This window comes from Klebsiella sp. JN_Kp121, from assembly GCF_040062145.1.
Lineage (GTDB): Bacteria > Pseudomonadota > Gammaproteobacteria > Enterobacterales > Enterobacteriaceae > Klebsiella > Klebsiella aerogenes.
In genome coordinates this window covers 112,229-137,923 of record NZ_JBEAHX010000028.1, presented here as the reverse complement: position 1 = coordinate 137,923, position 25,695 = coordinate 112,229, and the positions used below count along the sequence as shown (strand labels likewise).

At 54.2% G+C, this 25,695-nt stretch carries 27 protein-coding genes and 1 tRNA gene; 15 read left to right on the top strand and 13 right to left on the bottom strand.

Going from position 1 to position 25,695, the window contains the following annotated elements:
• Positions 1-113: 113 nt before the first annotated feature.
• Positions 114-201: transfer RNA gene (locus tag ABLU86_RS19830), tRNA-Ser, on the bottom strand.
• 268 nt (positions 202-469) lie between these two features.
• Here ABLU86_RS19830 and ghrA point away from each other — a divergent pair.
• The 7 genes from ghrA (at position 470) to ymdB (ending at position 5,126) form a co-directional block, all read left to right on the top strand.
• On the top strand, positions 470-1,408 hold the full coding sequence (ghrA, locus tag ABLU86_RS19825) for a glyoxylate/hydroxypyruvate reductase GhrA (protein ID WP_042892192.1): 939 nt from the start codon (positions 470-472) through the stop codon (positions 1,406-1,408).
• Positions 1,409-1,493: 85 nt separating this feature from the next.
• The gene (locus ABLU86_RS19820; protein ID WP_015367224.1) at positions 1,494-2,231 is read left to right on the top strand and encodes a phosphatase; all 738 of its coding nucleotides are present in this window, start codon (positions 1,494-1,496) and stop codon (positions 2,229-2,231) included.
• Positions 2,232-2,254: 23 nt separating this feature from the next.
• Positions 2,255-2,809 (top strand): molecular chaperone, encoded by a 555-nt coding sequence (locus tag ABLU86_RS19815; RefSeq protein ID WP_015705018.1) that lies wholly within the window; start codon positions 2,255-2,257, stop codon positions 2,807-2,809.
• Between the two features lie 102 nt (positions 2,810-2,911).
• On the top strand, positions 2,912-3,394 hold the full coding sequence (locus ABLU86_RS19810) for a DUF1097 domain-containing protein (protein ID WP_015705019.1): 483 nt from the start codon (positions 2,912-2,914) through the stop codon (positions 3,392-3,394).
• Positions 3,395-3,681: 287 nt separating this feature from the next.
• A complete protein-coding gene (locus ABLU86_RS19805; RefSeq protein ID WP_223575861.1) occupies positions 3,682-3,978 on the top strand; it encodes a fimbrial assembly protein in 297 nt (98 codons plus the stop codon).
• 230 nt (positions 3,979-4,208) lie between these two features.
• Positions 4,209-4,511 carry a type 1 fimbrial protein gene (locus tag ABLU86_RS19800; protein ID WP_042892198.1) on the top strand — a complete coding sequence of 101 codons (303 nt, stop codon included), beginning with the start codon at positions 4,209-4,211 and terminating at the stop codon, positions 4,509-4,511.
• A gap of 90 nt (positions 4,512-4,601) precedes the next feature.
• On the top strand, positions 4,602-5,126 hold the full coding sequence (gene ymdB / locus ABLU86_RS19795; protein WP_015705022.1) for an O-acetyl-ADP-ribose deacetylase: 525 nt from the start codon (positions 4,602-4,604) through the stop codon (positions 5,124-5,126).
• 44 nt (positions 5,127-5,170) lie between these two features.
• Here ymdB and mdoC read toward each other — a convergent pair whose 3' ends face one another.
• Entirely contained in the window at positions 5,171-6,331 is a 1,161-nt protein-coding gene (mdoC, locus tag ABLU86_RS19790) for a glucans biosynthesis protein MdoC (protein WP_015705023.1), read from the bottom strand.
• A 252-nt stretch (positions 6,332-6,583) separates the two neighbouring features.
• Between mdoC and mdoG the strand changes: the two genes are divergently transcribed.
• From mdoG to ABLU86_RS19775, 3 genes are all read left to right on the top strand, one after another.
• Positions 6,584-8,137, top strand: coding sequence for a glucans biosynthesis protein MdoG (gene mdoG / locus ABLU86_RS19785; RefSeq protein ID WP_015367217.1), 1,554 nt, complete (start codon positions 6,584-6,586; stop codon positions 8,135-8,137).
• A complete protein-coding gene (mdoH, locus tag ABLU86_RS19780) occupies positions 8,130-10,658 on the top strand; it encodes a glucans biosynthesis glucosyltransferase MdoH (RefSeq protein ID WP_015705025.1) in 2,529 nt (842 codons plus the stop codon). Before mdoG ends, mdoH begins: the two co-directional genes overlap by 8 nt.
• Before the next feature lie 61 nt (positions 10,659-10,719).
• On the top strand, positions 10,720-10,947 hold the full coding sequence (locus tag ABLU86_RS19775; RefSeq protein WP_015367215.1) for a YceK/YidQ family lipoprotein: 228 nt from the start codon (positions 10,720-10,722) through the stop codon (positions 10,945-10,947).
• On the opposite strand, the gene ABLU86_RS19770 is transcribed toward ABLU86_RS19775, so the two are convergent.
• The 3 genes from ABLU86_RS19770 to ABLU86_RS19760 all read right to left on the bottom strand — a co-directional run bounded on the left by ABLU86_RS19770 (position 10,948) and on the right by ABLU86_RS19760 (position 13,770).
• Complete coding sequence (locus ABLU86_RS19770) at positions 10,948-11,334, bottom strand: MysB family protein (protein ID WP_015705026.1); 387 nt, start codon at positions 11,332-11,334, stop codon at positions 10,948-10,950.
• Positions 11,335-11,425: 91 nt separating this feature from the next.
• On the bottom strand, positions 11,426-12,676 hold the full coding sequence (mdtG, locus tag ABLU86_RS19765; RefSeq protein WP_015705027.1) for a multidrug efflux MFS transporter MdtG: 1,251 nt from the start codon (positions 12,674-12,676) through the stop codon (positions 11,426-11,428).
• Between the two features lie 173 nt (positions 12,677-12,849).
• Positions 12,850-13,770 (bottom strand): Kdo(2)-lipid IV(A) acyltransferase, encoded by a 921-nt coding sequence (locus tag ABLU86_RS19760; RefSeq protein ID WP_048230773.1) that lies wholly within the window; start codon positions 13,768-13,770, stop codon positions 12,850-12,852.
• A gap of 207 nt (positions 13,771-13,977) precedes the next feature.
• Between ABLU86_RS19760 and ABLU86_RS19755 the strand changes: the two genes are divergently transcribed.
• On the top strand, positions 13,978-15,042 hold the full coding sequence (locus ABLU86_RS19755) for a rhodanese-related sulfurtransferase (protein ID WP_015705028.1): 1,065 nt from the start codon (positions 13,978-13,980) through the stop codon (positions 15,040-15,042).
• On the opposite strand, the gene ABLU86_RS19750 is transcribed toward ABLU86_RS19755, so the two are convergent.
• The 7 genes from ABLU86_RS19750 to mdtH form a co-directional block, all read right to left on the bottom strand.
• Positions 15,028-15,141, bottom strand: a complete 114-nt coding sequence (locus ABLU86_RS19750) for a YceO family protein (protein ID WP_015367210.1) — start codon at positions 15,139-15,141, stop codon at positions 15,028-15,030. The two genes, ABLU86_RS19755 and ABLU86_RS19750, sit on opposite strands and share 15 nt — an antisense overlap.
• A gap of 58 nt (positions 15,142-15,199) precedes the next feature.
• Positions 15,200-16,318 (bottom strand): N-methyl-L-tryptophan oxidase, encoded by a 1,119-nt coding sequence (gene solA, locus ABLU86_RS19745; RefSeq protein ID WP_015705029.1) that lies wholly within the window; start codon positions 16,316-16,318, stop codon positions 15,200-15,202.
• Between the two features lie 124 nt (positions 16,319-16,442).
• Entirely contained in the window at positions 16,443-16,697 is a 255-nt protein-coding gene (gene bssS / locus ABLU86_RS19740; protein ID WP_015367208.1) for a biofilm formation regulator BssS, read from the bottom strand.
• A gap of 304 nt (positions 16,698-17,001) precedes the next feature.
• Positions 17,002-17,247, bottom strand: a complete 246-nt coding sequence (gene dinI / locus ABLU86_RS19735) for a DNA damage-inducible protein I (protein ID WP_015367207.1) — start codon at positions 17,245-17,247, stop codon at positions 17,002-17,004.
• 73 nt (positions 17,248-17,320) lie between these two features.
• Complete coding sequence (pyrC, locus tag ABLU86_RS19730; protein WP_015367206.1) at positions 17,321-18,367, bottom strand: dihydroorotase; 1,047 nt, start codon at positions 18,365-18,367, stop codon at positions 17,321-17,323.
• 130 nt (positions 18,368-18,497) lie between these two features.
• Positions 18,498-19,058 (bottom strand): lipoprotein, encoded by a 561-nt coding sequence (locus ABLU86_RS19725; RefSeq protein ID WP_015367205.1) that lies wholly within the window; start codon positions 19,056-19,058, stop codon positions 18,498-18,500.
• Positions 19,059-19,172: 114 nt separating this feature from the next.
• The gene (mdtH, locus tag ABLU86_RS19720; RefSeq protein WP_015367204.1) at positions 19,173-20,381 is read right to left on the bottom strand and encodes a multidrug efflux MFS transporter MdtH; all 1,209 of its coding nucleotides are present in this window, start codon (positions 20,379-20,381) and stop codon (positions 19,173-19,175) included.
• Between the two features lie 227 nt (positions 20,382-20,608).
• Between mdtH and rimJ the strand changes: the two genes are divergently transcribed.
• The 4 genes from rimJ (at position 20,609) to murJ (ending at position 24,425) form a co-directional block, all read left to right on the top strand.
• Positions 20,609-21,193, top strand: a complete 585-nt coding sequence (gene rimJ / locus ABLU86_RS19715) for a ribosomal protein S5-alanine N-acetyltransferase (protein WP_015367203.1) — start codon at positions 20,609-20,611, stop codon at positions 21,191-21,193.
• A 9-nt stretch (positions 21,194-21,202) separates the two neighbouring features.
• Positions 21,203-21,850 (top strand): YceH family protein, encoded by a 648-nt coding sequence (locus ABLU86_RS19710; RefSeq protein ID WP_015367202.1) that lies wholly within the window; start codon positions 21,203-21,205, stop codon positions 21,848-21,850.
• A gap of 2 nt (positions 21,851-21,852) precedes the next feature.
• Positions 21,853-22,776 carry a Gfo/Idh/MocA family oxidoreductase gene (locus ABLU86_RS19705; RefSeq protein WP_015367201.1) on the top strand — a complete coding sequence of 308 codons (924 nt, stop codon included), beginning with the start codon at positions 21,853-21,855 and terminating at the stop codon, positions 22,774-22,776.
• A 113-nt stretch (positions 22,777-22,889) separates the two neighbouring features.
• Positions 22,890-24,425 carry a murein biosynthesis integral membrane protein MurJ gene (murJ, locus tag ABLU86_RS19700; RefSeq protein ID WP_015367200.1) on the top strand — a complete coding sequence of 512 codons (1,536 nt, stop codon included), beginning with the start codon at positions 22,890-22,892 and terminating at the stop codon, positions 24,423-24,425.
• 55 nt (positions 24,426-24,480) lie between these two features.
• Here murJ and ABLU86_RS19695 read toward each other — a convergent pair whose 3' ends face one another.
• Positions 24,481-25,695, bottom strand: a complete 1,215-nt coding sequence (locus ABLU86_RS19695; RefSeq protein WP_015705033.1) for an MFS transporter — start codon at positions 25,693-25,695, stop codon at positions 24,481-24,483.

The following is a 25,695-nucleotide window of genomic DNA, read 5'->3' as shown; positions in this document are numbered from 1 at the left end:
CTGTCCAACTGGCTGCGCCAGTTGTCGAACCCCGGTCGGGGGTTCTCATCCCCCCGTACGGAGAATATAAAAGAAAAGAGCCCGTACTTTCGTACGAGCTCTCATCTCGAATATGGCGGTGAGGGGGGGATTCGAACCCCCGATACGTTGCCGTATACACACTTTCCAGGCGTGCTCCTTCAGCCACTCGGACACCTCACCATATTGTCTTTCCCGTTGTTGCTGGGAACGGGCGCTAATGTAGGGAAATACGTATCTCCCGTCAATCAACTTTTTTAAAAAAAGATGCGTTTAGCCAAACTTCAAACAACTTGCTTCTTAAACGCGCGGGAATCGTTTTTTTTGTCACCATTCTCTTTATTCCTCGATAGCGATACGAAATTTGTTATGCTGGCAAACCAATACAAAACAAAGAGTAAAACACGACGCAAACCTCAACCTACTCACGCGTCAGTAATCAGGAGTCATTATGGAGATTATTTTTTACCACCCGACGTTCGATACCCCCTACTGGATCGCAGAGCTGGAAAAACATCTGCCGGGAGCGCGAGTTCGTGAGTGGAAACCTGGCGACAATCAACCAGCCGACTATGCGCTGGTCTGGCATCCACCGGTAGAAATGTTGCAAGGCCGCAAATTGAAGGCGGTTTTTGCCCTCGGCGCAGGCGTGGATTCTATTCTTAGCAAGCTGCGGGAGCATCCGGAAATGCTGCCGCTTTCGATCCCGCTGTTCCGCCTCGAAGATACCGGTATGGGCCTGCAGATGCAGGAATATGCGGTAAGCCAGGTACTGCACTGGTTCCGCCGCTTTGATGATTATCAGGCGCTGAAGCTGCAATCCCGCTGGCAGCCGTTGCCGGAATACCGTCGCGAAGATTTCACTATCGGCATTATGGGGGCAGGGGTGTTGGGCGGCAAAGTCGCGGAAAGCCTGTTGCGCTGGGGTTTCCCAGTGCGCTGCTGGAGCCGTAGCCACAAATCCTGGCCGCAAGTTGAGAGTTTTGCCGGTCAGGAAGAACTGGGCGCATTTTTACGGCAAACCCGCGTGCTGATCAACCTGTTGCCAAATACGGCTGAAACCGTCGGCATCATTAATGAAACTTTACTCTCTCAACTTCCGGATAACAGCTATGTTCTGAACCTCGCCCGCGGCGTACATATCGTTGAACCGGATTTACTGGCCGCGCTTGACAGCGGTAAGGTGAAAGGGGCGATGCTGGATGTCTTTAGCCGAGAACCGCTGCCGAAAGAGAGCCCGCTGTGGGCGCATCCGCGCGTGGCCATGACGCCGCATATTGCTGCTGTTACCCGTCCGCAGGAAGCAATTGCCTACATCGCCAGCACTATTAGCCACCTGGAGCGTGGTGAAACGGTCAGCGGGCAGGTCGATCGCCAACGCGGCTACTAATCGATAACCCCGCTACGGCGGGGTTTTTACTGATCATGACTCCTGATTCCTGCTATTCTTGCCACAAACAGAGGAGGAGATTGTGATGTATCCTGTTGACCTGCACATGCATACCGTCGCCAGCACCCACGCCTATAGTACCCTGCATGACTATATTGCCGAGGCCAAACGTAAAGGCATTAAACTTTTTGCCATCACCGATCACGGCCCGGATATGGCCGATGCGCCGCACTACTGGCATTTCGTCAATATGCGTATCTGGCCGCGTCTGGTAGATGGCGTCGGCATTCTGCGCGGCATTGAAGCGAATATTAAAAATACCCAGGGTGAAATTGACTGTACCGGACCAATGCTGACCTCGCTGGATCTGATTATTGCCGGTTTTCATGAGCCGGTATTCCCGCCTCAGGATAAAGCCACCCACACTGAAGCGATGATTGCCGCGATTGCCAGTGGCGCAGTCCACATGATTAGCCATCCAGGCAATCCGAAATTCCCGATCGATATTCCGGCAGTAGCCGAAGCAGCGGCAAAGCATCATGTGGCGCTGGAAATTAATAATTCCTCTTTCCTTTCATCGCGTATCGGTAGTGAAGATAATTGCCGGGCAATCGCCGCCGCCGTGCGTGATGCGGGTGGTTGGGTGGCGCTGGGTTCGGACTCCCATACCGCCTTTACGCTTGGCGAATTTACCGAATGTCGCAAAATCCTCGACGCGGTGAATTTCCCGGAAGAGCGGATCCTTAACGTCAGTCCGCGTCGACTACTGAATTTCCTCGAATCACGCGGAATGCCGGCGATTGCGGAATTTGCAGACCTTTAATTTGAACCACTGGAACATATTGTATGAATGAATTTTCAATCCTCTGTCGCGTGCTGGGCTCGCTGTACTATCGTCAGCCGCAGGACCCGCTGTTGGTGCCGCTGTTCACGCTGATTCGCGATGGCAAGCTGGCCGCCAGTTGGCCGCTGGAACAGGATGAATTACTGGAGCGTCTGCAGAAGAGTTGTGATACCCAGCCGTTAACCGCTGATTACAACGCCCTGTTCGTTGGTGACGAATGTGCGGTCTCGCCTTATCGCAGCGCGTGGGTTGAAGGCGCCACGGAAGCGGAAGTCCGCGGTTTTCTCACTCAACACGGTATTCCTACTGGCGACGGGCCAACCGATCATATTGGATCCCTACTGCTGGCCGCATCCTGGCTTGAAGATCATGCCTCTGATGACGAAAGCGAAACGTTGGAAACGTTGTTTGCCGATTACCTCTTACCGTGGTGCGGCACCTTCCTCGGTAAAGTCGAGGCGCATGCGCAAACCGCATTCTGGCGTACCATGGCGCTACTCACGCGTGAAGCTATATCCGCCATGTGGGATGAGCTGCAGGAAGAAAACGACGAATAATTGTGATTTAAGTCACTTTTAGTGTGAAACAGCAAACTCACGCATTCATATTGTGTGTTCTGGATCGCATTTGGTTGCCGCGTATCTGCTATGATACGCGGCATGAACATACTCTTCGCAATCGCACTCACGACGGGCATTCTCTCCGGTATTTGGGGATGGGTGGCGGTCTCACTTGGCCTGCTGAGCTGGGCCGGTTTCCTCGGCTGTACGGCCTATTTCGCTTGCCCACAGGGCGGCCTGAAAGGGCTGTTGATTTCCGCCTGCACTGTCATGAGCGGCGTGATATGGGCGCTGGTGATTATTTACGGTAGCGCGCTGGCGCCGCAGTTGGAAATCCTCAGCTATGTGATGACCGGAATAGTCGCCTTCCTGATGTGTATTCAGGCGCGTCAGCTGTTGCTCTCTTTTGTTCCCGGAACCTTTATCGGCGCCTGCGCGACCTTTGCCGCGAGCGGCGACTGGCGCATTGTCGTGCCATCGCTGGCGCTGGGATTGGTCTTTGGCTATGCCATGAAAAACAGCGGGCTGTGGCTGGCGGCGCGAGCGGCAAAGAATAAGTCTCTGGCTAACGATAACGTCTGATTTTCTTCACATTTCCTCGACGACGGGAGTAAGCTTCCCGTCACTCACTACATGAAAGCCTTTTCGCATCAACCCCTCTTCGATTGTTTTTTCCTCTTAATGCAGACATTTTGAGCAAACAAACCATAATAATTTGATACCGTTTGCAAAAACGGAGAGAAAAAAGTATCAACGGGTACTTCATATATATACTGATTTTGTATGTAGTTGCTTGTATTCAACTGCGCTCATGGATGATTTGTAAGGTTTTTTTGACCGTTACGCAGAGGGGTTTTGCCGTGAAAAAAATGACTGGCGTACTACTTGCTACAGTTTGTTTCCTTCCCGCTTTATTGACTTTTTCAACTACCTCTAACGCCGCAAGCGGCGTGATTCGTTTCCACGGCGGCGTTGTCGAACCGCCTTGTAAAATTCGTTCTTCAGAAGATCAGGTCTCGATGGCTTGCGCTAAGCAGAAGTCAGTCACTTTTTCTGCCCAGCAGGTAGCCCGGGGAGATCTGCAACATGCCAATATCAAATCTACACAGTTCACCTTTATCAATCCCCAGCACACCAACGCTATTCTCGAAGTGAGTTATCGGTAATAGCAAGGCCCCTGCAGATCCAGCGGGGGCCTTCGCCGCGCCTCTCTCCTGACATTCTCACGCTGCTTTTTTGTAGCAAAATCAAGATGAATCGATTTTGTTAGCAAAAAGAAAACAAAAAGTAATATATTTGTATTTCATAACGCAATCATTGCCTTGCCGTATTCTGGCGGCGCAGTGCGCTCATGGATGGCCTGTTGCTTCTTTGCTATTAAACAGAGGAGACTGCCGTGATAAAAAAAATCCACGCCTTAGCGATGCCATGTCTGATGTTGTCGTGCTTGTTTGGAGCAGTGCACGCCGCGCCGACCGACGGCGTTGTCGCCATTTATGGGCAGGTCGTCGATCCGTCCTGCGAAGCCAATAGTGTGAGCGAAAAGATTGAAATGGCCTGCCCGCAGCTGCCTACACGGGCGCTTTCGCCGCAGGTGCTGACGACGGGAAATTACAGCAATGACGCCGTCCGTTCAGCACAATTAAAGTATATTGATCCGCAACATACCCGCGCTATCCTCGAAGTGAATTATCGCTAATTACCGCCCCTCAGGCTTCCGCCTGGGGGGCTATCATGCCATAGTAGACACCACGCTAAGTATGAAGACGTTTGCCGACAGGAGGGGGAAATGGTTGTTCAACCTGAGGTGGTTCTCGGCGATATCACGACGTTGCAGGTAGATGTTATTGTCAACGCGGCAAACCCATCGTTACTGGGCGGCGGCGGTGTTGATGGCGCCATTCATCGCGCAGCGGGCCCGGAACTACTGGCAGCCTGCAAAATAGTCCGTCAGCAGCAGGGCGAATGTCCGCCCGGGCATGCGGTTATCACCAGCGCCGGTAATCTACCGGCCAGCGCGGTGATTCATGCAGTCGGCCCCGTCTGGCACGGCGGTGACGAGCAAGAGGCCGAATTACTGACGGATGCCTATCGCAATAGTCTGTTGCTGGCGGCAGCCAATAATTATCGATCTATTGCTTTTCCGGCTATCAGCACCGGCGTATATGGCTATCCGAAACAGGCGGCGGCGGAAATTGCGGTGAAAACGGTGAAGGCTTTCCTCACCCGATATAATCCACTGGAACGAGTGTGCTTTGTCTGCTTTGATAACGAAACGGCGGAGATCTATCAGCGATTATTGCAGGCAGAATGAATCGCGGCAACGGCAGCACGCAGGCGCGCTGCCGGTTGCGGATTTTAGTTAACCGACACCGGCGCTTTCGCCGGTTTTTGCTGCGGTTTGCCTGAGAACAGGAAGCGCAGCAGCGGAATACGTAGATGGATTTCGTACAGCACCAGCGCAATACCCACCACAAACACCAGTCCGGCGATAAAACCTAACAGATTCGATTTTATTATCGGCGTAATCCACGCCCCGTACAGCAGGGTGAGGGGATGATGCACCAGGTAGATAAACAGCGAGGCGTTGACGAAGTAAGTCACCCGAGCGGACTGGAAGTTGAGCAGGCGGTGGCCCAGCGAGAATACCACGTTCACCATCCACAGCCCCAGCACCATGGTAATCACCGATTCGGTTTCATACATCCAGCCATCGCCGGAACCATACTGCTGGTTAAGACGATAGGCGATAAAGCCCAGCAGTGCGCCGACAAAACACCAGGGTGATGAGGTGGTGAACATCGCTTTTAGCCGCGGGTTGATGAACGTCTGCGCGCCGAGAACAAAGAACGGCAGATAGAACAGGGTCTGCATAACGATGAAGTTAAACAGTCCGTTGCTGAGAATCGGCGGGTAAACGATAAAAATAGTGCGACGAATTACCGCATACAACACGCCAAGTCCAAGGAAAATAAGCGATAATTGACCAAATGTGACAGTGTCACCAAAGCTGGCGGTCTGCGTTTTCCCTCGATTGGCCAGCCACTTAAACAGCACCACGCCGAGAGTGGTCAGCACGACCAGCACCAGCAGGAACCACAGATGAGAGATAAGCTCCCATGCCAGGGTGTTGAATTTGTCATAGCCGGAGAGCGTGTGCCAGTTTTGCGCTTTACCATTAACGTATTGCAGCATCAAGAATTGCGGCAAAGTCAGAAGTGGAATCGCGGTGAGCATCGGAATGCCAACGCGCTCTACGCGTACTTTCCACCATTTCTTTAGGGGATAGCGTAGAAACAGCATGTAAGAGAAGTAGCCGGAAATAACAAAGAAGACCTGCATGCGGAAAGCATGGATAAAGTCGTTGAACAGCGTTAACCCCCAGGAGGGTTCCAGGCTATTCACATGCCAGCTGTGGCTGGAGTAGATAAGCGAAATGTGAAAGGGTATCCCCAGCAGCATCAGCCAGGCGCGGATGCTGTCGAAGAAATATTCACGCTCTACTGGTGTTTTATTCATAAATTCACAACAATCTCAGACAATTCGTCTTATCACTCGTGGCGATAACGGTTACATTCCCAGCAACCCTACATGAACTCAGGGTATCTGTCTCCAGGATAAGTACGCAAAGTGCAATATGGGACAGAGAACTGTTTATTCCCTGGTCCGCTAAGCTGAACAATGCAGGGATTATGTTGTCGGATTGCCTGAGTTTCCATTAAAATAGATCGGATCGATTTAAGCACACAAAGGGGGAAGTGCTTACTTACTATGAAACATAAACCACAGATGATGAAAATGCGTTGGTTAAGCGCAGCCGTAATGTTGTCCCTGTGTACTTCATCTGCATGGGCATTCAGCATTGATGACGTAGCAAAACAGGCGAAAACGTTAGCCGGGAAAGGCTATGAAGCGCCGAAAAGTAACCTGCCCTCCGCCTTCCGCGATATGAAATACGCGGATTACCAGCAAATCCAGTTCAATCACGACAAAGCATACTGGAATAACCTGAAGACCCCGTTCAAGCTGGAATTTTACCACCAGGGCATGTATTTCGACACGCCGGTTACTATTAATGAAGTGACCAGCACTAGTGTACGTAAAATTAAATATAGCCCGGATTATTTTAATTTTGGCAATGTGCAACACGATAAAGACACGGTGAAAGACCTTGGTTTCGCCGGTTTTAAAGTACTGTATCCGATCAATAGCAAAGACAAGAATGATGAAATCGTCAGCATGCTCGGAGCCAGCTACTTCCGCGTTCTTGGCCAGGGTCAGGTATACGGGCTTTCCGCCCGCGGCCTGGCTATCGATACCGCGCTGCCGTCAGGCGAAGAGTTTCCTCGTTTCCGCGAGTTCTGGATTGAGCGCCCGAAAGCGACCGATAAGCGCTTAACTATCTATGCGCTGTTGGATTCCCCGCGTGCGACTGGCGCCTATCGTTTTGTGGTTATGCCTGGGCGCGACACCGTGGTTGATGTGCAGTCGAAGGTCTATCTGCGTGACAAAGTCGGTAAACTCGGCGTGGCACCGTTGACCAGTATGTTCCTGTTTGGGCCGAACCAACCGTCGCCGACGACTAACTATCGTCCGGAACTACATGACTCCAACGGACTGTCGATTCTTGCCGGTAACGGCGAGTGGATCTGGCGTCCGCTGAATAACCCGAAACATCTGGCCGTCAGCAGTTATGCGATGGAAAACCCGCAAGGGTTTGGCCTGCTGCAGCGTGGCCGCCAGTTCTCCCGCTTTGAAGATCTCGACGATCGTTACGACCAGCGCCCGAGCGCGTGGATCACCCCGAAAGGCGACTGGGGTAAAGGTAAAGTCGAACTGGTTGAAATCCCGACCAACGATGAAACCAACGACAATATCGTCACCTACTGGACCCCGGATCAGCTGCCGGAACCAGGCAAAGAGATGAACTTCAAATACTCCATTACCTTCAGCCGCGATGAAGACAAACTGCATGCGCCAGATAGCGCTTATGTGGTGCAGACTCGCCGCTCAACCGGTGATGTGAAGCAGTCTAACCTCATTCGCCAGCCAGATGGCACTATCGCTTTCATCGTTGATTTCACCGGCGCTGACATGAAAAAAATGGCGGCGGACACTCCGGTAACGGCGCAGGCGAGCATCGGCGATAATGCCGAAATCGTGGAAAACTCCGTGCGCTATAACCCGGTTATCAAAGGTTGGCGTATGACCCTGCGCGTGAAAGTGAAAGATCCGAAGAAAACCACGGAAATGCGTGCGGCGCTGGTCAATGGCGATCAGACGCTGAGCGAAACCTGGAGCTATCAGCTGCCTGCCAATGAATAAGATAACGAATTATATCGACGCATTGCCGCTGTCGGATGCTGAAAAGGCCGCATTACCTGATGCGAGCCTGCAAGCCGTACATGAAGCGCTTGACGCAGAGCATCATCATTTTCCGCGTGATGAAGATTCCCCGTTAGGATCGGTAAAAGCGCGGCTGGAGCATAGCTGGCCGGACTCTCTGTCCGGCGATCAGCTGGTGAAAGATGATGAAGGGCGCACGCAGCTTCATGCGATGCCGAAAGCGAAACGTTCCTCAATGATCCCCGACCCGTGGCGTACCAACCCGGTAGGCCGCTTCTGGGATCGCCTGCGTGGCCGTGACGTGACTCCGCGCTATCTCTCTCGCCTCACGCAAGAAGAGCGTGAAAGCGAACAGAAATGGCGTACCGTCGGCACCATTCGTCGCTACATTTTGCTGCTGCTGACGCTGGCGCAAACGGTAGTGGCCACCTGGTATATGAAGACCATCCTCCCTTATCAGGGGTGGGCGCTAATCAATCCATCCGATATGGTTGGCCAGGATCTATGGGTCTCCTTCATGCAGCTACTCCCTTACGTGTTGCAGACCGGCATCCTGATCCTCTTTGCGGTACTTTTCTGTTGGGTCTCGGCCGGTTTCTGGACCGCGCTGATGGGCTTCCTGCAATTGCTGATCGGGCGTGATAAGTACAGTATTTCGGCATCCACCGTTGGCGACGAGCCGCTGAACCCGGAACACCGTACAGCGCTTATCATGCCTATCTGTAATGAAGATGTTGACCGCGTGTTTGCCGGCCTGCGCGCCACCTGGGAATCGGTGAAAGCGACGGGTAACGCTGCGCATTTTGACGTTTACGTGCTCAGCGACAGCTACGACCCGGATATTTGCGTTGCCGAGCAAAAAGCGTGGATGGAATTGATTGCCGAAGTGCAGGGTGAAGGCCAGATCTTCTATCGTCGCCGTCGTCGTCGTGTGAAGCGTAAAAGCGGCAACATCGATGATTTCTGCCGTCGCTGGGGTAGCCAGTATAGCTACATGGTGGTGCTCGACGCTGACTCAGTAATGACCGGCGAGTGCCTGAGCGGGCTGGTGCGCCTGATGGAAGCGAATCCGAATGCCGGGATCATCCAGTCTTCGCCGCGCGCTTCCGGTATGGATACCCTTTATGCGCGCTGCCAGCAGTTCGCCACCCGCGTGTACGGCCCGCTGTTTACCGCCGGGCTGCACTTCTGGCAGTTAGGTGAATCGCACTACTGGGGTCACAACGCCATTATCCGCGTGAAGCCTTTCATCGAACACTGCGCGCTGGCGCCGCTGCCGGGCGAAGGTAACTTTGCCGGCTCGATTCTTTCGCATGACTTCGTGGAAGCTGCGCTGATGCGCCGTGCGGGGTGGGGCGTTTGGATCGCCTACGATCTGCCTGGCTCCTATGAAGAGCTGCCGCCGAACCTGCTGGATGAACTGAAGCGTGACCGCCGCTGGTGTCAGGGTAACCTGATGAACTTCCGCCTGTTCCTGGTGAAAGGGATGCACCCGGTACACCGTGCGGTGTTCCTGACCGGCGTCATGTCCTATCTGTCGGCGCCGCTGTGGTTTATGTTCCTCGCGCTGTCGACGGCGCTACAGGTCGTGCACGCCCTGACCGAGCCGCAATACTTCCTGCAGCCGCGTCAGCTGTTCCCGGTATGGCCACAATGGCGTCCGGAACTGGCTATCGCGCTGTTTGCTTCGACCATGGTACTGCTGTTCCTGCCAAAACTGCTGAGTATCATTCTGGTGTGGTGCAAGGGGCCGAAAGAGTACGGCGGCTTCTTCCGCGTGACGCTCTCCCTGTTGCTGGAGGTACTGTTCTCGGTGCTGCTGGCTCCGGTGCGCATGCTGTTCCATACCGTGTTCGTGGTCAGCGCGTTCCTCGGTTGGGAGGTAGTGTGGAACTCACCGCAGCGCGATGATGACTCAACACCGTGGGGCGAGGCCTTTATGCGTCACGGTTCGCAGCTACTGCTGGGGCTGGTATGGGCGGTTGGCATGGCGTGGCTGGATCTGCGTTTCCTGTTCTGGCTGGCGCCTATCGTCGTGTCGCTGATCCTCTCTCCGTTTGTCTCGGCTATTTCCAGCCGCGCGACGGTAGGTCTGCGCACTAAACGCTGGAAATTGTTCCTGATCCCGGAAGAGTATTCGCCGCCGCAGGTACTGAAAGATACCGATGCTTACCTGACTTTGAACCGTCAGCGTTCGCTGGGCGATGGTTTTATGCATGCGGTGTTTAACCCATCGTTCAATGCTCTGGCGACGGCAATGGCTACGGCGCGTCACCGCCACGGCCGTATTCTGGATATCGCCCGTGAACGCCACGTTGAGCAGGCGCTGAATGAAACGCCTGATAAACTCAACCGCGATCGTCGGCTGGTGCTGTTAAGCGATCCGGTAACGATGTCGCGTCTGCACTATCGCGTGTGGAACGCCCCGGAGAAATACTCCTCCTGGGTGGGGGCGTATCAGCAGCTCACGCTGAATCCGCTGGCGTTGAAAACGAAGTAAGCCGTACGTTAAGGAAAATACCGGCAATTGTGCCGGTATTTTTTTGCCTGAGAGGAAGTGAATGAGAATATTTGTGCTTATCGCCATGACGCTGGTACTCAGCGGCTGCGGCAGCATTATTAGCCGTACGGTACCGGGGCAGGGCCATGGCAACCAATATTACCCCGGCGTACAGTGGGATGTTCGTGATTCAGCCTGGCGCTATCTGACCATTCTCGATCTGCCATTCTCGCTGGTATTTGATACGCTGTTACTACCGTTAGACGCCAGCCACGGCCCCTATGAGTAATTAACGCTCGTCCCACTCATCGGCTGCGGTCTGCCCCTCTTCGGTATCCAGGGAAGGCTCCAGCTGAAACTCGCCTTCATCCCATTCGTGTAGCGTATTTTCTTCCACCCATTCCTGGCGTAGCTCGATTTCGTCATAATCGCCGTCAAATACGCTCTGTGCCGCTTCGCCACTGAGCATGGCCAGGCACTCGCCTTCTTCATCTTCGCTGGCGAAGAATTCAGCCCGCCAGGCGATATCGCCATCCTGGAGAATATACTTCTGCATATTGAACTGTTCGATGTTGGCAGTTTCTTCATCGCTGTCGGGATTATCGGCCAAAAACTCTTCCCGGGCGGCGTCGATGGCCTCTTCGAGCGTGGCGTAGAAAACTGATTCCGTTGACATAGCTAACCCCCTAAGAAGAATGAAAAAGGAACACGTTTCAATCTATAGAAGGCGGTTAGTCTGGCGTCAAGGCAGAGAAGCGCTGAAGCGCTTAATTTACCGAACGTTTACCCGAGCCCCCGTCATCCGCTGAAGCGTCGTGCCGTGGGCGGCGCAGACTGATGGTCGAGTAAAAAGCGTTAAACAGGACGACGCAGGCGGTGACGAGGAACACGGCGCGGAAGCCGTAGTTGGCCGAGACCGAGGCGCCGATTAACGGGCCGGTGACGTTGCCGATATCGCGAAACGACTGGTTATAGCTGAAGATACGTCCCGAAATCTGGCTGGTGGAGTTGTACACCAGCAGGGTTTGTACGGCGGGTAACAGCGCGCCGTCGGCGGCACCAAGCAAAAAGCGCAGAATGCCTAGCTGCAGCGGCGTCTGAACGAATGACATCGGGATCAGTAATAGCACGGAGATAACCAGAGCAACTATCAGGATCTTTTCCGGCCCAATGCGATCGCCGAGCTTGCCTAAACGTGGCGCGCTCAATAGGGCGGCAATGCCGGGTACGGAAGCAATCATGCCGCTAATAAAGGCGATATTACTGACGTTACCTGCCAGGTCGCGCACGTAGAGCGTCAGGATCGGCGCAATGGAGCCGGTAGCGACCTGGATAATCAATGAGGTGACGAACAAGCTCAGCACCAGTTTAGGATTCTTAAGCGAACCGAAAACGTCCCTGGCATTGAGCATCTCTTTTTTGTTCACCGGAACAAAGTTTTCGCGGATTAAAAACAGGGTGAACAGGAAGCAGATAAACAGCACCGTGGCGGTCATAAAGAAGACGGTGCGCAACCCCCAGTGGTCGGCAAGGAAACCGCCAGCCAGCGGGCCGAGCAGGGCGCCGCTTACCGCGCCGGTTGAAAGCGTTCCTAGCGCCCAGCCGCTTTTCTGACGGGGGATCTGGGTGGCGATCAGCGCATTGGCATTGGGAATAAACCCGCCCAGTAAACCCAGCAGCGCGCGCAGGATCAGGAATTGCCAAATGTTCTGCGCCATGCCCATCAGCATCATGACGATAGCCATCCCCAGCGCCGAACGCAGCAGCATAATCTTACGCCCTTTACGGTCGGCTAATCCGCCCCAGAACGGCGAGGCAACGGCGGAAAAGAGGAAGGTTATGCTAAAGACCAGCCCTGACCACATATTCAGCGCGCTATGGCCGGTGACGCCCAACTGTTCGACGTAGAGCGGCAAAAAAGGCATCACGAGGCTAAAGGCGGCGCCGGTTAAAAAGCAGCCAAGCCAGGTGACGGTAAGATTTCGTTTCCAGTTAATAGGTGTATCAGCAGACGACATAAGGTCTCACTGGCCCGCGGCGCGGGTCAAAATAAAGGAAAATATGAGCCTGCTAATTATGCGCCTGAGAAATGGTTGTCGCAATGGAGCATAGCTTTTAAAGCTAAAGGAGTATTTAAGAGGACTGGCGGTAGAATTTATCCGGGCAGAGAACCGCCCGGATAGTGAGTCAATCAGTAGCGCGAAGGCACGCCTTCCGGACGGGTTTTAAAGCGGCGATGCAGCCACATATATTGCTCTGGCGCCATCAAAATGCACTGTTCGACGATTTTGTTCATCCACGCGGCGGTAGTTTCTGCGTTTTCCAGAGGCGGATCGCATTCCGGCGGCAGCATGATGAGCTCATAGCCTTTGCCATTCAGTTTGCGCCGTGGGACGAATGGCACAATGCACGCTTTAGACATTTTCGCCAGCATCCAGGTCCCGGAAGTGGTGGCGGCCTGCTCGACGGCGAACAGGGGGGCGAAGACGCTGGCGGTCGGGCCGTAGTCATGGTCCGGGGCATACCAGACCACTTCGCCTTTTTTCAGCGCGCGGATCATGCCTTTGAGATCTTTACGGTCAAGCATATCTTTGTTGGAACGCAGGCGGCCCCAGGTCTGCAGCCAGTCGATAACCGGGTTGTCATTCGGGCGATAGACGCCGATACCGGGTTGGTTCATGCCGAACATGCGCGCACCCATTTCCAGCGTCAGGAAATGAATGCCAATCAGCAGGATACCGCGGTTTTGTGCCTGCACGTCGCGGACATGTTCAAAGCCGATGGTGTCTGTCCAGCGCGCAATGCGTCGGGTTGGCCAGAACCATGCCATCCCGGTCTCCATCAGGCCCATGCCGACTGACTCGAAGTTTTGAACTACCAGTTGATGACGCTCCTGCTCGCTCTTCTCAGGAAAGCAGAGCTCAAGATTACGATAAGCGATTTTTGCGCGGCGTTTCATAAAACGCATCGCCAGACGACCAATGGCATTACCGAGACGGTAGATAACCGGATAAGGGAGTTGGACAACTAACCACAACAGGCCTATGCCCAGCCAAAGCAGCCAGTAGCGCGGATGGAGCAGCGCGGCGGAAAATTTCGGTAAATGGGTCATTTCATACCTGTCTGATTAAACAACGCGTTCTATTATCGCATTTTTTTCCGCTACCGCCAAAAGCAGTCTCCGGCTGAAGCCGATTGTTAACGGCTGAAAACCGCGTGGATGAAATGTAGCGTAAAATGTAGGGATGTAAATTAACGGTGTTTGCTATATGATGCCCGCCGTTTATTTTACTCATTTCCTATGTCGAGCAGGTACACCATGCCAGTGTTACACAACCGCATTTCAAATGAGACGTTAAAGGCGCAGATGCTGGCTGAGACCGAGCCGCGCACGACGATCTCGTTCTATAAATATTTCACTATCGTTGACCCGAAAGCGACCCGCGACGCTCTGTGGCTGGCGTTGACTAAGCTGAACGTCTTTGGCCGCATCTATCTGGCCCATGAAGGTATCAATGCGCAGATCAGCGTGCCGGAAAGCAAGGTCGCAGCGCTGCGTGAATTTCTCGATAGCTTCGATCCGGCGCTAAAGGGGTTACGTCTGAACATCGCGCTGGATGATGACGGTAAATCCTTTTGGGTCCTGCGCCTCAAGGTCCGCGACCGCATTGTGGCCGACGGTATTGATGACCCAACCTTTGATCCCTCTGATGTGGGCGAGTATCTGAAAGCGGCGGAAGTGAACGCGATGCTGGACGATCCGGACGCGGTATTCATCGATATGCGTAACCATTATGAGTACGAAGTCGGTCATTTTGAGAACGCGATGGAAATTCCGGCGGATACCTTCCGCGATCAATTGCCGAAAGCGGTTGAGATGATGCAGGAGTACAAAGACAAGAAGATTGTCATGTACTGTACCGGCGGTATTCGCTGTGAGAAAGCCAGCGCCTGGATGAAGCATAGCGGTTTCAATAAGGTATGGCACATCGAAGGCGGGATTATCGAGTATGCGCGCCGCGCCCGTGAACAGGGATTGCCGGTACGCTTTATCGGTAAGAACTTTGTCTTTGACGAAAGAATGGGCGAGCGTATTTCTGATGATGTGATTGCCCACTGCCATCAATGCGGCGCACCATGCGACAGCCACACCAATTGCCTGAACGACGGCTGCCATTTGCTGTTTATTCAGTGTCCGGCTTGTGCCGAGAAATTTGCCGGTTGCTGCAGCGAAGCCTGTATGGAAGAGCATAAACTGCCGGAAGAGGAGCAGCGCAAACTGCGGGCGGGGCGAGAGAATGGCAATAAGATTTTTAATAAATCCCGTGGTCGTCTTAATACCAAATTAGGTATCCCGGATCCCGACCCGTCAGTAAAACCATAACCAGATGAGGTCGATTACTGCTAGCAGCAGCCACAGCGCGAGATAAATCATAAAGTGCTCGCGCACATTGTTGACTAACCAGTGATACAGGCGACGCATAAACGTTCTCAATCAATAAACGGCCTCCATTGAGGCCGTTTCGTTTTATGGCTGGCTATTATTGTGAAAATCGCGCCAGCGAGAAGGGAGTCAAATCAAACTCCGTCGTTTCACCTTGCGCAAATTGCGTCGCAATTTCGCCAAGTACCGGGGCAAATTTGAAACCGTGGCCGCTTAAACCGGTAATGAGTAATGTGTTGTCGTGACCGGGAAGCGTATCAATGATGAAATCTTCATCTACCGTATTATCGTACGTACAGGAGGCGCCGTGCAGGCAGCCGCCAATTCCGGGCAGCACGTTGCGCAGGAAGTTGAACGACTCAGACCCATCGCTGGCGACAGCGCCAAACGGTTTCCGCTCGCCCGGTTCGGAAATCAGCTGGCCGCCATTGTGTTTGCCGATCTTCAATTCGTTGTCTTCCGCCGGGAAGCCATAATACTGATCGCCATTCGGTAGTTCGCCGGTGAAAGCAGGGAAGTTATTTTTCGTGCTATAGCGACCATCGGCCTGGAACCAGGCGAAGACTTTACGTACCGGTTGAATGGGCAGTTCCGGCAATAATTTCGTTACCCAGGTTCCGGCGCTGATCAGCAGTTTTTTGCCATTGTAACTGCCGTCAGCGGTATCGATGGTCACGCCATCGGCATGATGATGGATCGCGGTCACCGGACAGTTGAAGAGCTGGGCACAACCCGCCTCACGCGCCAGCCGGATCCAGGTTTCAACCGCCAGTTCGCTGCGTAATACACCGGAAGCCGGCTCAAAAATTGCCCGATAATCTTGTGGGATACGAATCTCCGGCCAACGCTTCATGACAGCTTCAGCGTCCAGTTCCTCTACGTTAAGCTTAAACTGACGCGCGCTGTGGGCCACGTTATTGAGAAAATCGGAGCTGGCCGGGCCCAGGTTAATGACGCCGGTTTTTTCGAATACGGCCTCGCCGCTGTCTTGCGCGAATTCGTCCCATAGCTGCTGGGCACGTAGCACCAACGGTACGTATTTTTCGCCCTCGCCATAAGCGTGACGAATCAGACGCGTGTTGCCATGGTGGCTGCCTTCCTGATGCGGCGGTTTGTGGGCATCGGTCATCAGGACATTCAGACCGGCGCGGCGGGCGTAATAGCCAGCGGCAGCGCCAACGGAGCCGCTACCGATAATGATGAGGTCGTATTGCATGGTGAGTTCCGGGTTATTGTTTTATTAGCAGGGTAATTAACATCTGCCGGATGTACAAGCGCGAAAAATAATTCAGGCACCCGCAGGTGCCTGTTCAGTGAATATTTAGACATCATCGGTGATGCTAATGTCTGCGATACTCATTTGCCTGGTAATCGCCAGATTCTATCTTCGCTATTCCTGCTTCCAGAATAGAAATAAACTGACGTGCGACGTCCGTCGTTAGCCATAGCGTCTGGCCAATTTCTGCTTCTTTATCGCTTTCTTGGGTGGGGTTTTGGTAGTGCAGGCGCAACATCAGCGCATCGTAGCTATCAACGGTGCTGATGTCCCATCCGACGAGGGGATGGGTCTGGATGACTTCATTATTCTTTTCCATCATAACCCCTTATTCATATGTTAAAAGACAACAATTCTCGAGGTTTAATGCTTGTTTTCTGAAGCAGGTTAATTATATCAGCAGTTAAGTACAAACTCGAGAAAATAAATAAATAGCGACAAATTTTGCGCTGATTGGCGGTTTTTTGCGCGAGTTTCGTCCTGGGTCTCATTATTTTTTAAGGAATTTATCAGGGTATTAAGGAAAGTCTTAGTTATAAGCGGAGATAAAAAAGCCGGGGCGACCCGGCAAAAAAAAGCACAATGAGGGAGCAAATTGATTTTGTGTAAGCAGACCCGGAGGCTTAGTCGTGGATAAACCAGTCGTCGGCGCTTTCCCAGGTTTCCTGCAGGATTTCGCTAATCCGGTCTTTGTCTTCTTTCAGGCCACCGATGACAGATAAATTATTGCCGGCGGCATAACGTACCGTGACCTGGTTTTCACGTTCAGGGTAATAGTGAGCGATACGCTTAGCGAGTTCGTTATTCAGCGCTTCCAGCGCGCCGTTGGGTAAGGCTGTGGTTTTGGCAATTGACACTTCGATGCGCATAATGGCCCCCTGGGTAATATACTGGTTATTTATACAGTAACGCTTGCACATTTACAACAGGGGGCAAAAAACTTTATTTTTTCATCGTCCAGCGCACGGTTTCGCCGGCCAGGAACGGTATCAGCGTATCGCCAGGAAGGGCGATGCTTTCGGCGACAGTACTCTCTTCGCGTACCAGTTCAACGTAGCTTTCATTCACCGGCAGGCCGTAGAAACGCGGGCCATTCAACGAGCAGAAAGCCTCAAAATGTTCCAGCGCATTCATCTCTTCAAAGACGGTGGCGTAACTACCAAGCGCGGTCGGGGCATTGAAACAGCCCGCACAGCCGCAACTGGCCTCTTTACGGTGGCGTGCATGCGGAGCGGAGTCGGTGCCGAGGAACGCGCGACTGAACCCGCTGGCGACCAGTTCACGCAGCGCCTGCTGGTGGATATTGCGCTTGAGGATCGGCAGGCAATATAGATGTGGGCGAATACCGCCAACCAGCATATGGTTGCGGTTAAACATCAGATGCTGCGGCGTGATGGTGGCGGCCAGCAGTTCGTTGCCGTCGCGCACGTATTCAGCGGCATCTTTGGTGGTGATATGTTCGAAGACCACTTTTAACCCCTGCAGCCGTTTGCGCAGCGGTTCCATCACCGTCTCAATAAAGCGCGCTTCGCGATCGAAGATATCGATATCAGCATGGGTAACTTCGCCGTGTACCAGTAGCGGCATGCCCAGTTTTTCCATCCGTTCCAGCACCGGCATAATGGCATCGGTGCTGGTCACGCCGTGACTGGAGTTGGTGGTGGCGTTTGCCGGGTAGAGTTTGGCTGCGGTAAATACGCCTTCACGGAATCCGCGCTCCAGTTCGTCCGGATCGAGCGTGTCGGTCAGGTAGCAGGTCATCAGCGGAGTGAAATCATGCCCGGCGGGAATCGCATCGATGATGCGCTGGCGGTAAGCAATGGCAGCAGCGACGGTCGTTACCGGCGGTACCAGATTCGGCATCACGATCGCCCGGCCATAAAACTCACTGGTGTAAGGCACGACGGTTTGCAACATATCATCATCGCGTAGATGGATATGCCAGTCGTCAGGGCGGCGGATTTTCAATACCTGGGGTTGTGCTGTCATGGAAGGCTCCGGCTAATTGGTTCAGTCATCAGGGCTGTTTTTTGCCGGGCACTAAGGATAAGCGTAAACGTTTTCCTTTGCACTCATTTCCGTAAAAAATTAAGGGCGCCATATTCAGCGCCCTTATTGTTTAATCAGTGAAGGGGATGATGATCTCGCCCGGTTTCACTTCAATGCCTTTAGCGTATTTCTTCGCTAAGGCTTCACCGGTGCTGGCATCTTCACGCAGAACGTAGGCTGGTTGCTGATTGAAATAGCTGCGCAGCGACTGATTCAGATAAGGGATCAGCGTCTGTACCACGGAGGTGAGCTTTTCCGGCTTAACTTTCGCATCGACGACTTCCATTTCACGCAGATAAATTGCGCCTTGTTCTTTATTGAACACCGGCAGCGCTTTGAGCTTCAGGTCGATGGTCGCTTTCTGATTGCCAAACAGCGAATTCAGATCCAGATTAGCGGTTCCGCTCAGCGCCACTTTATTCGGCTCTTCACGACCGATGGCGCTGGTCAGGTTTTGCAGCTCAATGTGCGCATCCGCTACGCCAGGCAGGCCGATATCTTTAGCGAAGTGGTTACGTTTCTGCAGCGCCTGGTTAATCTCCTGCTCGCTAACGGAGTATTGCGTAAGCTGGTTACATCCGCTCAGAAGGCCGCTGACAATCAGCGCGGCCGCGATCAACATCTTTTTCATTGGGTTCCTTAACGTCATGCCATAGCTAATCCTGACACAAAGCAGCATGGTCTGCTAGCCCCGCTTGTACTAGCGGAAAATGCTGAAAAAAAGGATTACCACTTTGGCTGATTGTCAGGTGCGCGGTTCCAGCATGCCGGAAGCCGACCGTTTCTGGCTAAACTGCCACCATAGCGCAATGAAAGTTGCAAAGCCGATAATGCCCAGCATCAGCCACGGTAGTTCAGGTTGATTAAGCACTTTACCTGCATCAAACAGCCAGCCGCCGCCGGCATACCCCAGCGCGCCGCCAAATGCCAGACCAAGGCGGCTGAAACCCATATAGCTGCCGCGAGCGCGGGCATCAGCCAGTGAAGCGCCCAGCGTTTCGCGCGCAGGTTCGGCAATGATCGAGCCGATATAGAAAATACAGATTAAGGTAAACAGCTGCTGTAGCGTGCTGGTTAAGCCAATCGGCAGCATCGCCGCCGTCATCACCAGCAAACCCGCCATCAGACGATGCTCAAGACGAAAACGTTTCTCGCTCCAGCGGGCGATGGGATACAGCAGCGTCAGGGAGATTGTCGCCTCGATGGCATACATCCATTTCACCGCCGCCGGAGAGCCCGCAATATCGTTAACCATAATCGGCAGCATGAGCATCACCTGCACGGCCAGCATGTAGTAACCGGTCAGGGTCAACACGTAAGTGACAAAGCGCTTATCGCGTAACACCAGCCCCAGTCCTTCGCGGATCGGTGTTTTGACCGTCGAGAGTTTCCATGCCGGCAGATACCAGGCGTTAAATGCGGCACAGGCAATAAAGAGCGCTGCCCCTGCGCTGCACACCAGACGGAAATCGTACTGTAATAGCCAACTGCCGAGCAGGGCACCGATGACCGCGCCGGCGCTATCCTGCATCATCAGGATAGAGAAGAAACGACCACGTTGATGCGGGCGCACCAGTTTGACCACCAGCGCCGCTCGCGGCGGGTCGAACAGGGTGCCGCCGAGACCAGACAAAATGCATGAGAGCCAGAGCACCCAGGGCTCATGGGCGACGGCCATCGCCGCGAAACCGCCGGCGCGCATCAGCATGCCGGTGACGATCATCGGTTTGGCGCCGAAACGATCGGCAATCGCCCCACCGAAGATGCCTAAACCTTGTTGCACCAGCTGACGTAGACCGAGGGCGATACCGACCATCAGCGCCGCCCAACCCATTTGGTCGACAAAACGGATCGATATCAGTGGGAATACGACAAAAAAGCCGAGCACAACCAGCATGTTATCGACTAACAGGAAATATTTACCCAGGCTCCTTGCCTGCGATACGCGGGACATTTCCCCTCCAGGGAAAAAGAAAGATAAGCTTAGATATTCTGCGGGGGCGGCGGTTATTTTCCCAGCATACTGGCGACAATATTTTTTTATCAAAAAGCAAGATCGATTGAGCCTATTCATCGAAAAATGGAGATGGTGCAGAAAATGGTATGTTGCTGTTTTCCCACCTTCACTCAGGGAAGGTATAGTGAAAGATATTAGTTTGGGGCAGGGAACAGGAGTGAGGAATGTTTGGCTATCGCAGTAACGTACCCAAGGTGCGTTTGACGACGGACCGGCTGGTGGTGCGGCTGGTTCACGATCGTGACGCCTGGCGTCTGGCCGATTATTACGCGGAAAACAAGGGGTTCCTGAAACCCTGGGAGCCGGTGCGCGATGAAAGCCACTGTTATCCTTCCGGCTGGCAGGCGCGATTATCGATGATTACGGAGTTTCATAAACAGGGTTCGGCCTTTTATTTCGCGCTACTCGATCCTGATGAGAAAGAGATTATTGGCGTAGCGAATTTCTCAAATGTGGTGCGTGGTTCATTTCATGCCTGTTATCTCGGCTATTCCATTGGTGAAAAGTGGCAAGGGCAGGGGCTGATGTTTGAAGCGCTGACCGCGGCGATTCGCTATATGCAACGTACGCAGCATATTCACCGTATCATGGCCAATTATATGCCGCATAACAAACGCAGCGGCGATCTGCTTGCCCGGCTCGGGTTCGAAAAAGAGGGTTACGCAAAGGACTACCTCCTCATTGATGGGCAATGGCGAGACCACGTATTGACGGCGTTAACGGCCACTGACTGGACACCAGGGCGCTAAGGAGACAACATGAAATATCAGCTAACCGCGCATGAAGCGCGCATCATTGGTTGCCTGCTGGAGAAGCAGGTGACCACGCCGGAACAATATCCGCTATCAGTGAATGCTGTGGTTACCGCCTGTAACCAGAAAACCAACCGTGAGCCGGTAATGTCGCTGGCGGAAAGCGACGTCCAGGATTTGCTGGATGAGCTGGTCAAACGCCACTACCTGCGTACGGTAAGCGGTTTTGGCAACCGGGTGACCAAATATGAACAGCGCTTCTGCAATTCGGAATTTGGCGATCTCAAATTAACGGCGGCGGAAGTCGCCATTGTCACGACGCTGCTGCTGCGCGGTGCGCAAACGCCAGGCGAGCTGCGTAGCCGCGCGCAGCGGATGTATGAATTCCGCGACATGGCCGAGGTGGAAAGCACGCTCGACAATTTGGCCAGTCGTGAAGACGGTCCTTACGTCGCGCGCCTTCCGCGCGAACCGGGTAAACGCGAAAGCCGCTATATGCACCTGTTTTGTGATGACATGGATTCGCTCATCACCGTGGTCGAGGCGGTGTCGCCGCCGAATGACGATTTGCAGGCGCGCGTTGAGGCGCTGGAAAGTGAAGTCGCTGAGCTCAAAGTACGCCTTGATTCACTACTGGCTCATTTAGGAGAGTAACCGTGACGGCGAAATTACGTGTTGGCGTGGTTGGACTTGGCGGCATTGCGCAAAAGGCATGGCTGCCGGTGCTGGGCGCCGCTGATGGCTGGACGCTGCAGGCCGCCTGGTCGCCAGGAAAAGAGAAAGCGTTACGCATCTGCGAAACCTGGCGTCTGCCCTATGCCGAGTCTCTGGATGCGCTGGCGGCGCAATGTGATGCGGTATTTGTCCATACCTCAACCGCTTCACATTATGAAGTGGTTCATCATCTGCTGAATGCAGGCGTTCATGTTTGCGTGGATAAACCGCTGGCGGACAAGCTCAGCGAAGCCGAATCATTGGTTGAACTGGCGGCACGTCGGCGTTTAACGTTAATGGTGGGCTTCAATCGCCGCTTTGCGCCGTTGTATCGTGAATTGAAAGCGCATCTCAATGACGCAGCGTCATTGCGCATGGATAAGCACCGTAGCGATAGCGTGGGCAAAGAGCTGCGCTTTACCCTGCTGGATGATTATCTGCATGTTGTCGATACCGCGCTGTGGCTGGCGGGAGATAAAACGCGGGTGGACGGCGGGGTCCTGCAAACCACTTCTCAAGGGGAAATGCTCTACGCCGAGCATCACTTCAGCGCGGGGCAACTGCAGATCACCACCAGTATGCATCGTCGCGCGGGAAGCCAGCGTGAGTGGGTGCAGGCGGTGACCGATGGCGGACTGTATGAGGTGTGCGATATGCGCGAGTGGCGTGAAGAGCGGGGCAGCGGTATCCTGCAGCGCCCGGCGCCCGGCTGGCAAACGACACTTGAACAGCGCGGATTCGACGGCTGCGCTCGCCACTTTATCGAATGCGTGCAAAATCAGACGGTTCCGGAAACCGCCGGCGAGCAGGCGCTTTTAGCCCAGCGGATCGTGGAAAAGCTCTGGCGCGAGGCGATGAGCGAATAACTGGTTGTAACAACTGACAGTAGTAATTCATTGCGAACCCGGTAGACTATCGCCACTTTCCAGCGCCCGCTTTTGCGGGCGTTTTACTCCATGGGTTGTGGAATAAGACAGTAATGAATCTATTAAAATCATTAGCGGCAGTCAGCTCGATGACCATGTTCTCGCGCGTACTGGGGTTCGCCCGCGATGCTATCGTCGCGCGTATTTTTGGCGCCGGGATGGCGACCGACGCCTTTTTTGTGGCCTTCAAACTGCCAAACCTCTTGCGGCGTATTTTTGCCGAAGGCGCCTTTTCTCAGGCCTTTGTGCCGATCCTCGCTGAATATAAAAGCAAGCAGGGCGAAGACGCGACGCGGGTGTTCGTCTCCTATGTTTCCGGGCTGTTGACGCTGGTTCTGGCGCTGGTCACGGTGGCAGGGATGCTGGCTGCGCCGTGGGTGATTACCGTTACTGCTCCGGGCTTTGCCGATACGCCAGATAAATTTGCCTTAACCACCCAGCTGCTGCGCATCACCTTCCCCTACATTTTATTGATCTCGCTGGCGTCGCTGGTGGGGGCGATCCTTAACACCTGGAACCGCTTCTCGGTTCCCGCCTTCGCGCCGACCTTCCTCAACGTCAGCATGATTGGTTTTGCCCTGTTTGCCGCGCCTTATTTTCATCCGCCAATGCTGGCGATGGCCTGGGCGGTCACGGTTGGCGGTATCCTGCAACTGGCGTATCAACTGCCGCATCTGAAAAAAATAGGTATGCTGGTGCTGCCGCGGGTTAACCTGAAAGATGCAGGGGCGATTCGCGTGGTTAAGCAGATGGGGCCGGCGATCCTCGGCGTCTCTGTCAGCCAGATCTCGCTGATTATCAATACCATTTTCGCTTCCTTCTTGGTTTCAGGTTCGGTCTCCTGGATGTATTATGCCGACCGTCTGATGGAGTTCCCCTCCGGCGTGCTGGGCGTGGCGCTGGGCACCATCCTGTTGCCATCGTTATCAAAAAGTTTCGCCAGCGGCAATCACGATGAGTACTGCCGACTGATGGATTGGGGGCTGCGTCTGTGCTTCCTGCTGGCCTTGCCAAGCGCGGTTGCCTTAGGCATTCTCGCCAAACCGCTGACGGTATCGCTATTCCAGTACGGTAAGTTTAACGCTTTCGATGCGGCGATGACGCAACGCGCTCTGGTGGCTTATTCGGTTGGACTGATGGGGCTTATCGTCGTGAAGGTGCTTGCGCCGGGCTTTTACTCGCGCCAGGATATCAAGACGCCGGTTAAAATCGCCATTGTTACTCTGATAATGACCCAGGTGATGAACCTGGCGTTTATTGGCCCGTTGAAGCATGCCGGCTTGTCGCTGTCTATTGGTCTGGCTGCCTGTCTGAACGCCGCGCTGCTTTACTGGCAACTGCGTAAGCAGAAAATCTTCACGCCGCAGCCGGGCTGGTTCGTCTTCCTGCTGCGTCTGGTCATCGCGGTGCTGGTCATGGCCGCAGCGCTCGTCGGCGTGATGTATCTGATGCCGGAATGGTCGCAGGGGACGATGCCGTTCCGCCTGATGCGTCTGATGGTGGTGGTGGTGGCTGGCGTAGTCGCCTATTTCGCGACATTGCTGCTGCTCGGCTTTCGCCTGAAAGAGTTTGCCCGCCGCACGATTTAAATTCACCGTAACGTCGGGCCTGATTAACCCGTTCCGCCATGCGGAGCGGGTTTTTTTATCTCACGGCGCGTTCTGCGGCCTGTAGACGAGCATTTTCCAGCAGGCGGATAATCAGAGCAATCGCGCCGCTGCTCACCGCCAGAATCACCACACCGTTCCAGCCAGCCAGCACGTACAGTTTACTTCCCAGCACCGATCCCAGAGCCATTCCGATGAAGACCACGGTAAATAGCAAGGCGTTAAGCCTGCCGCGGGCCTGGGGCTCCAGGCTGTAAACCAGGTTTTGATGCGCCACCAGGCTCGACTGCAGACCAAGGTCAAAACCGATAGCCGATAACGCAATCAGCGCCAGTTGGCCGTGTACCGGCAACGCGGGCAGTAGCAACATCAGGGCAAAGGAGACGGTGACTAACGCCGCGCCGAGTTGGGTGACTCTCCCCGCGCCAACTTTATCCGCCAAACCGCCTGCCAGCGGTGCCGCCAGGGCGCCTGCTGCGCCAGCGATACCGAAGCCGCCGGCGACCGCGCTACCCATCTGGTAATGTTCGGCGAGCATCACCGCCAGCGTCGACCAGAACGCGCTAAAGGCGATAGACAAAAAGCCCTGGGCGAATGCCGCGCGGCGCAGCGCGGGATAGCGCTGCCACAAATGGGCCATTGACTTCAGCAACTGCGGATAACTGAGGGTAGAGTGGATCTCAAAACGCGGCACAACACGCCACATTAACAGGCCGATAAAGGCGATACTGACTGCCGCAGCCTGGTACATGACCCGCCAGCCAAATAGCGCGCCGACCAGCCCGCTGACGGTACGTGAAAGCAGGATCCCCAGTAGCAGGCCGGTCATCACCGTACCGACCATCTTCCCCTGTTTGCCCGCCGGCGCCAGAATCGCCGCCGCCGGGACAATATCCTGCGCCATGGTCGCCGCCATGCCAATCAGCAGGCTGACGACCAGTAGCGAGGTAAGCTGACCGGTCAGGCTGCAGAGTAGCAACAGTACCGCCAGCACGGCGCTTTTCAGCAGGATAAGCGTTCGGCGATCGTGGCGATCGCCGAGCGGCAGCAGAAATAATATTCCCAATGCATAGCCAGCCTGGGTCAGGGTGGGCACCAGCCCCATTCCTTCAACGCTGAGATGCAGGTTGGCGCCGATTAACGGCAGCAGCGGCTGGGCGTAGTAGATGGATGCGACGCTGAAGCCAGCGCCGAGCGCGAGAATAAAAATAACCCAGCCGGCCTGGCGGGGGGATAAAGGAAGCGGTGTCAT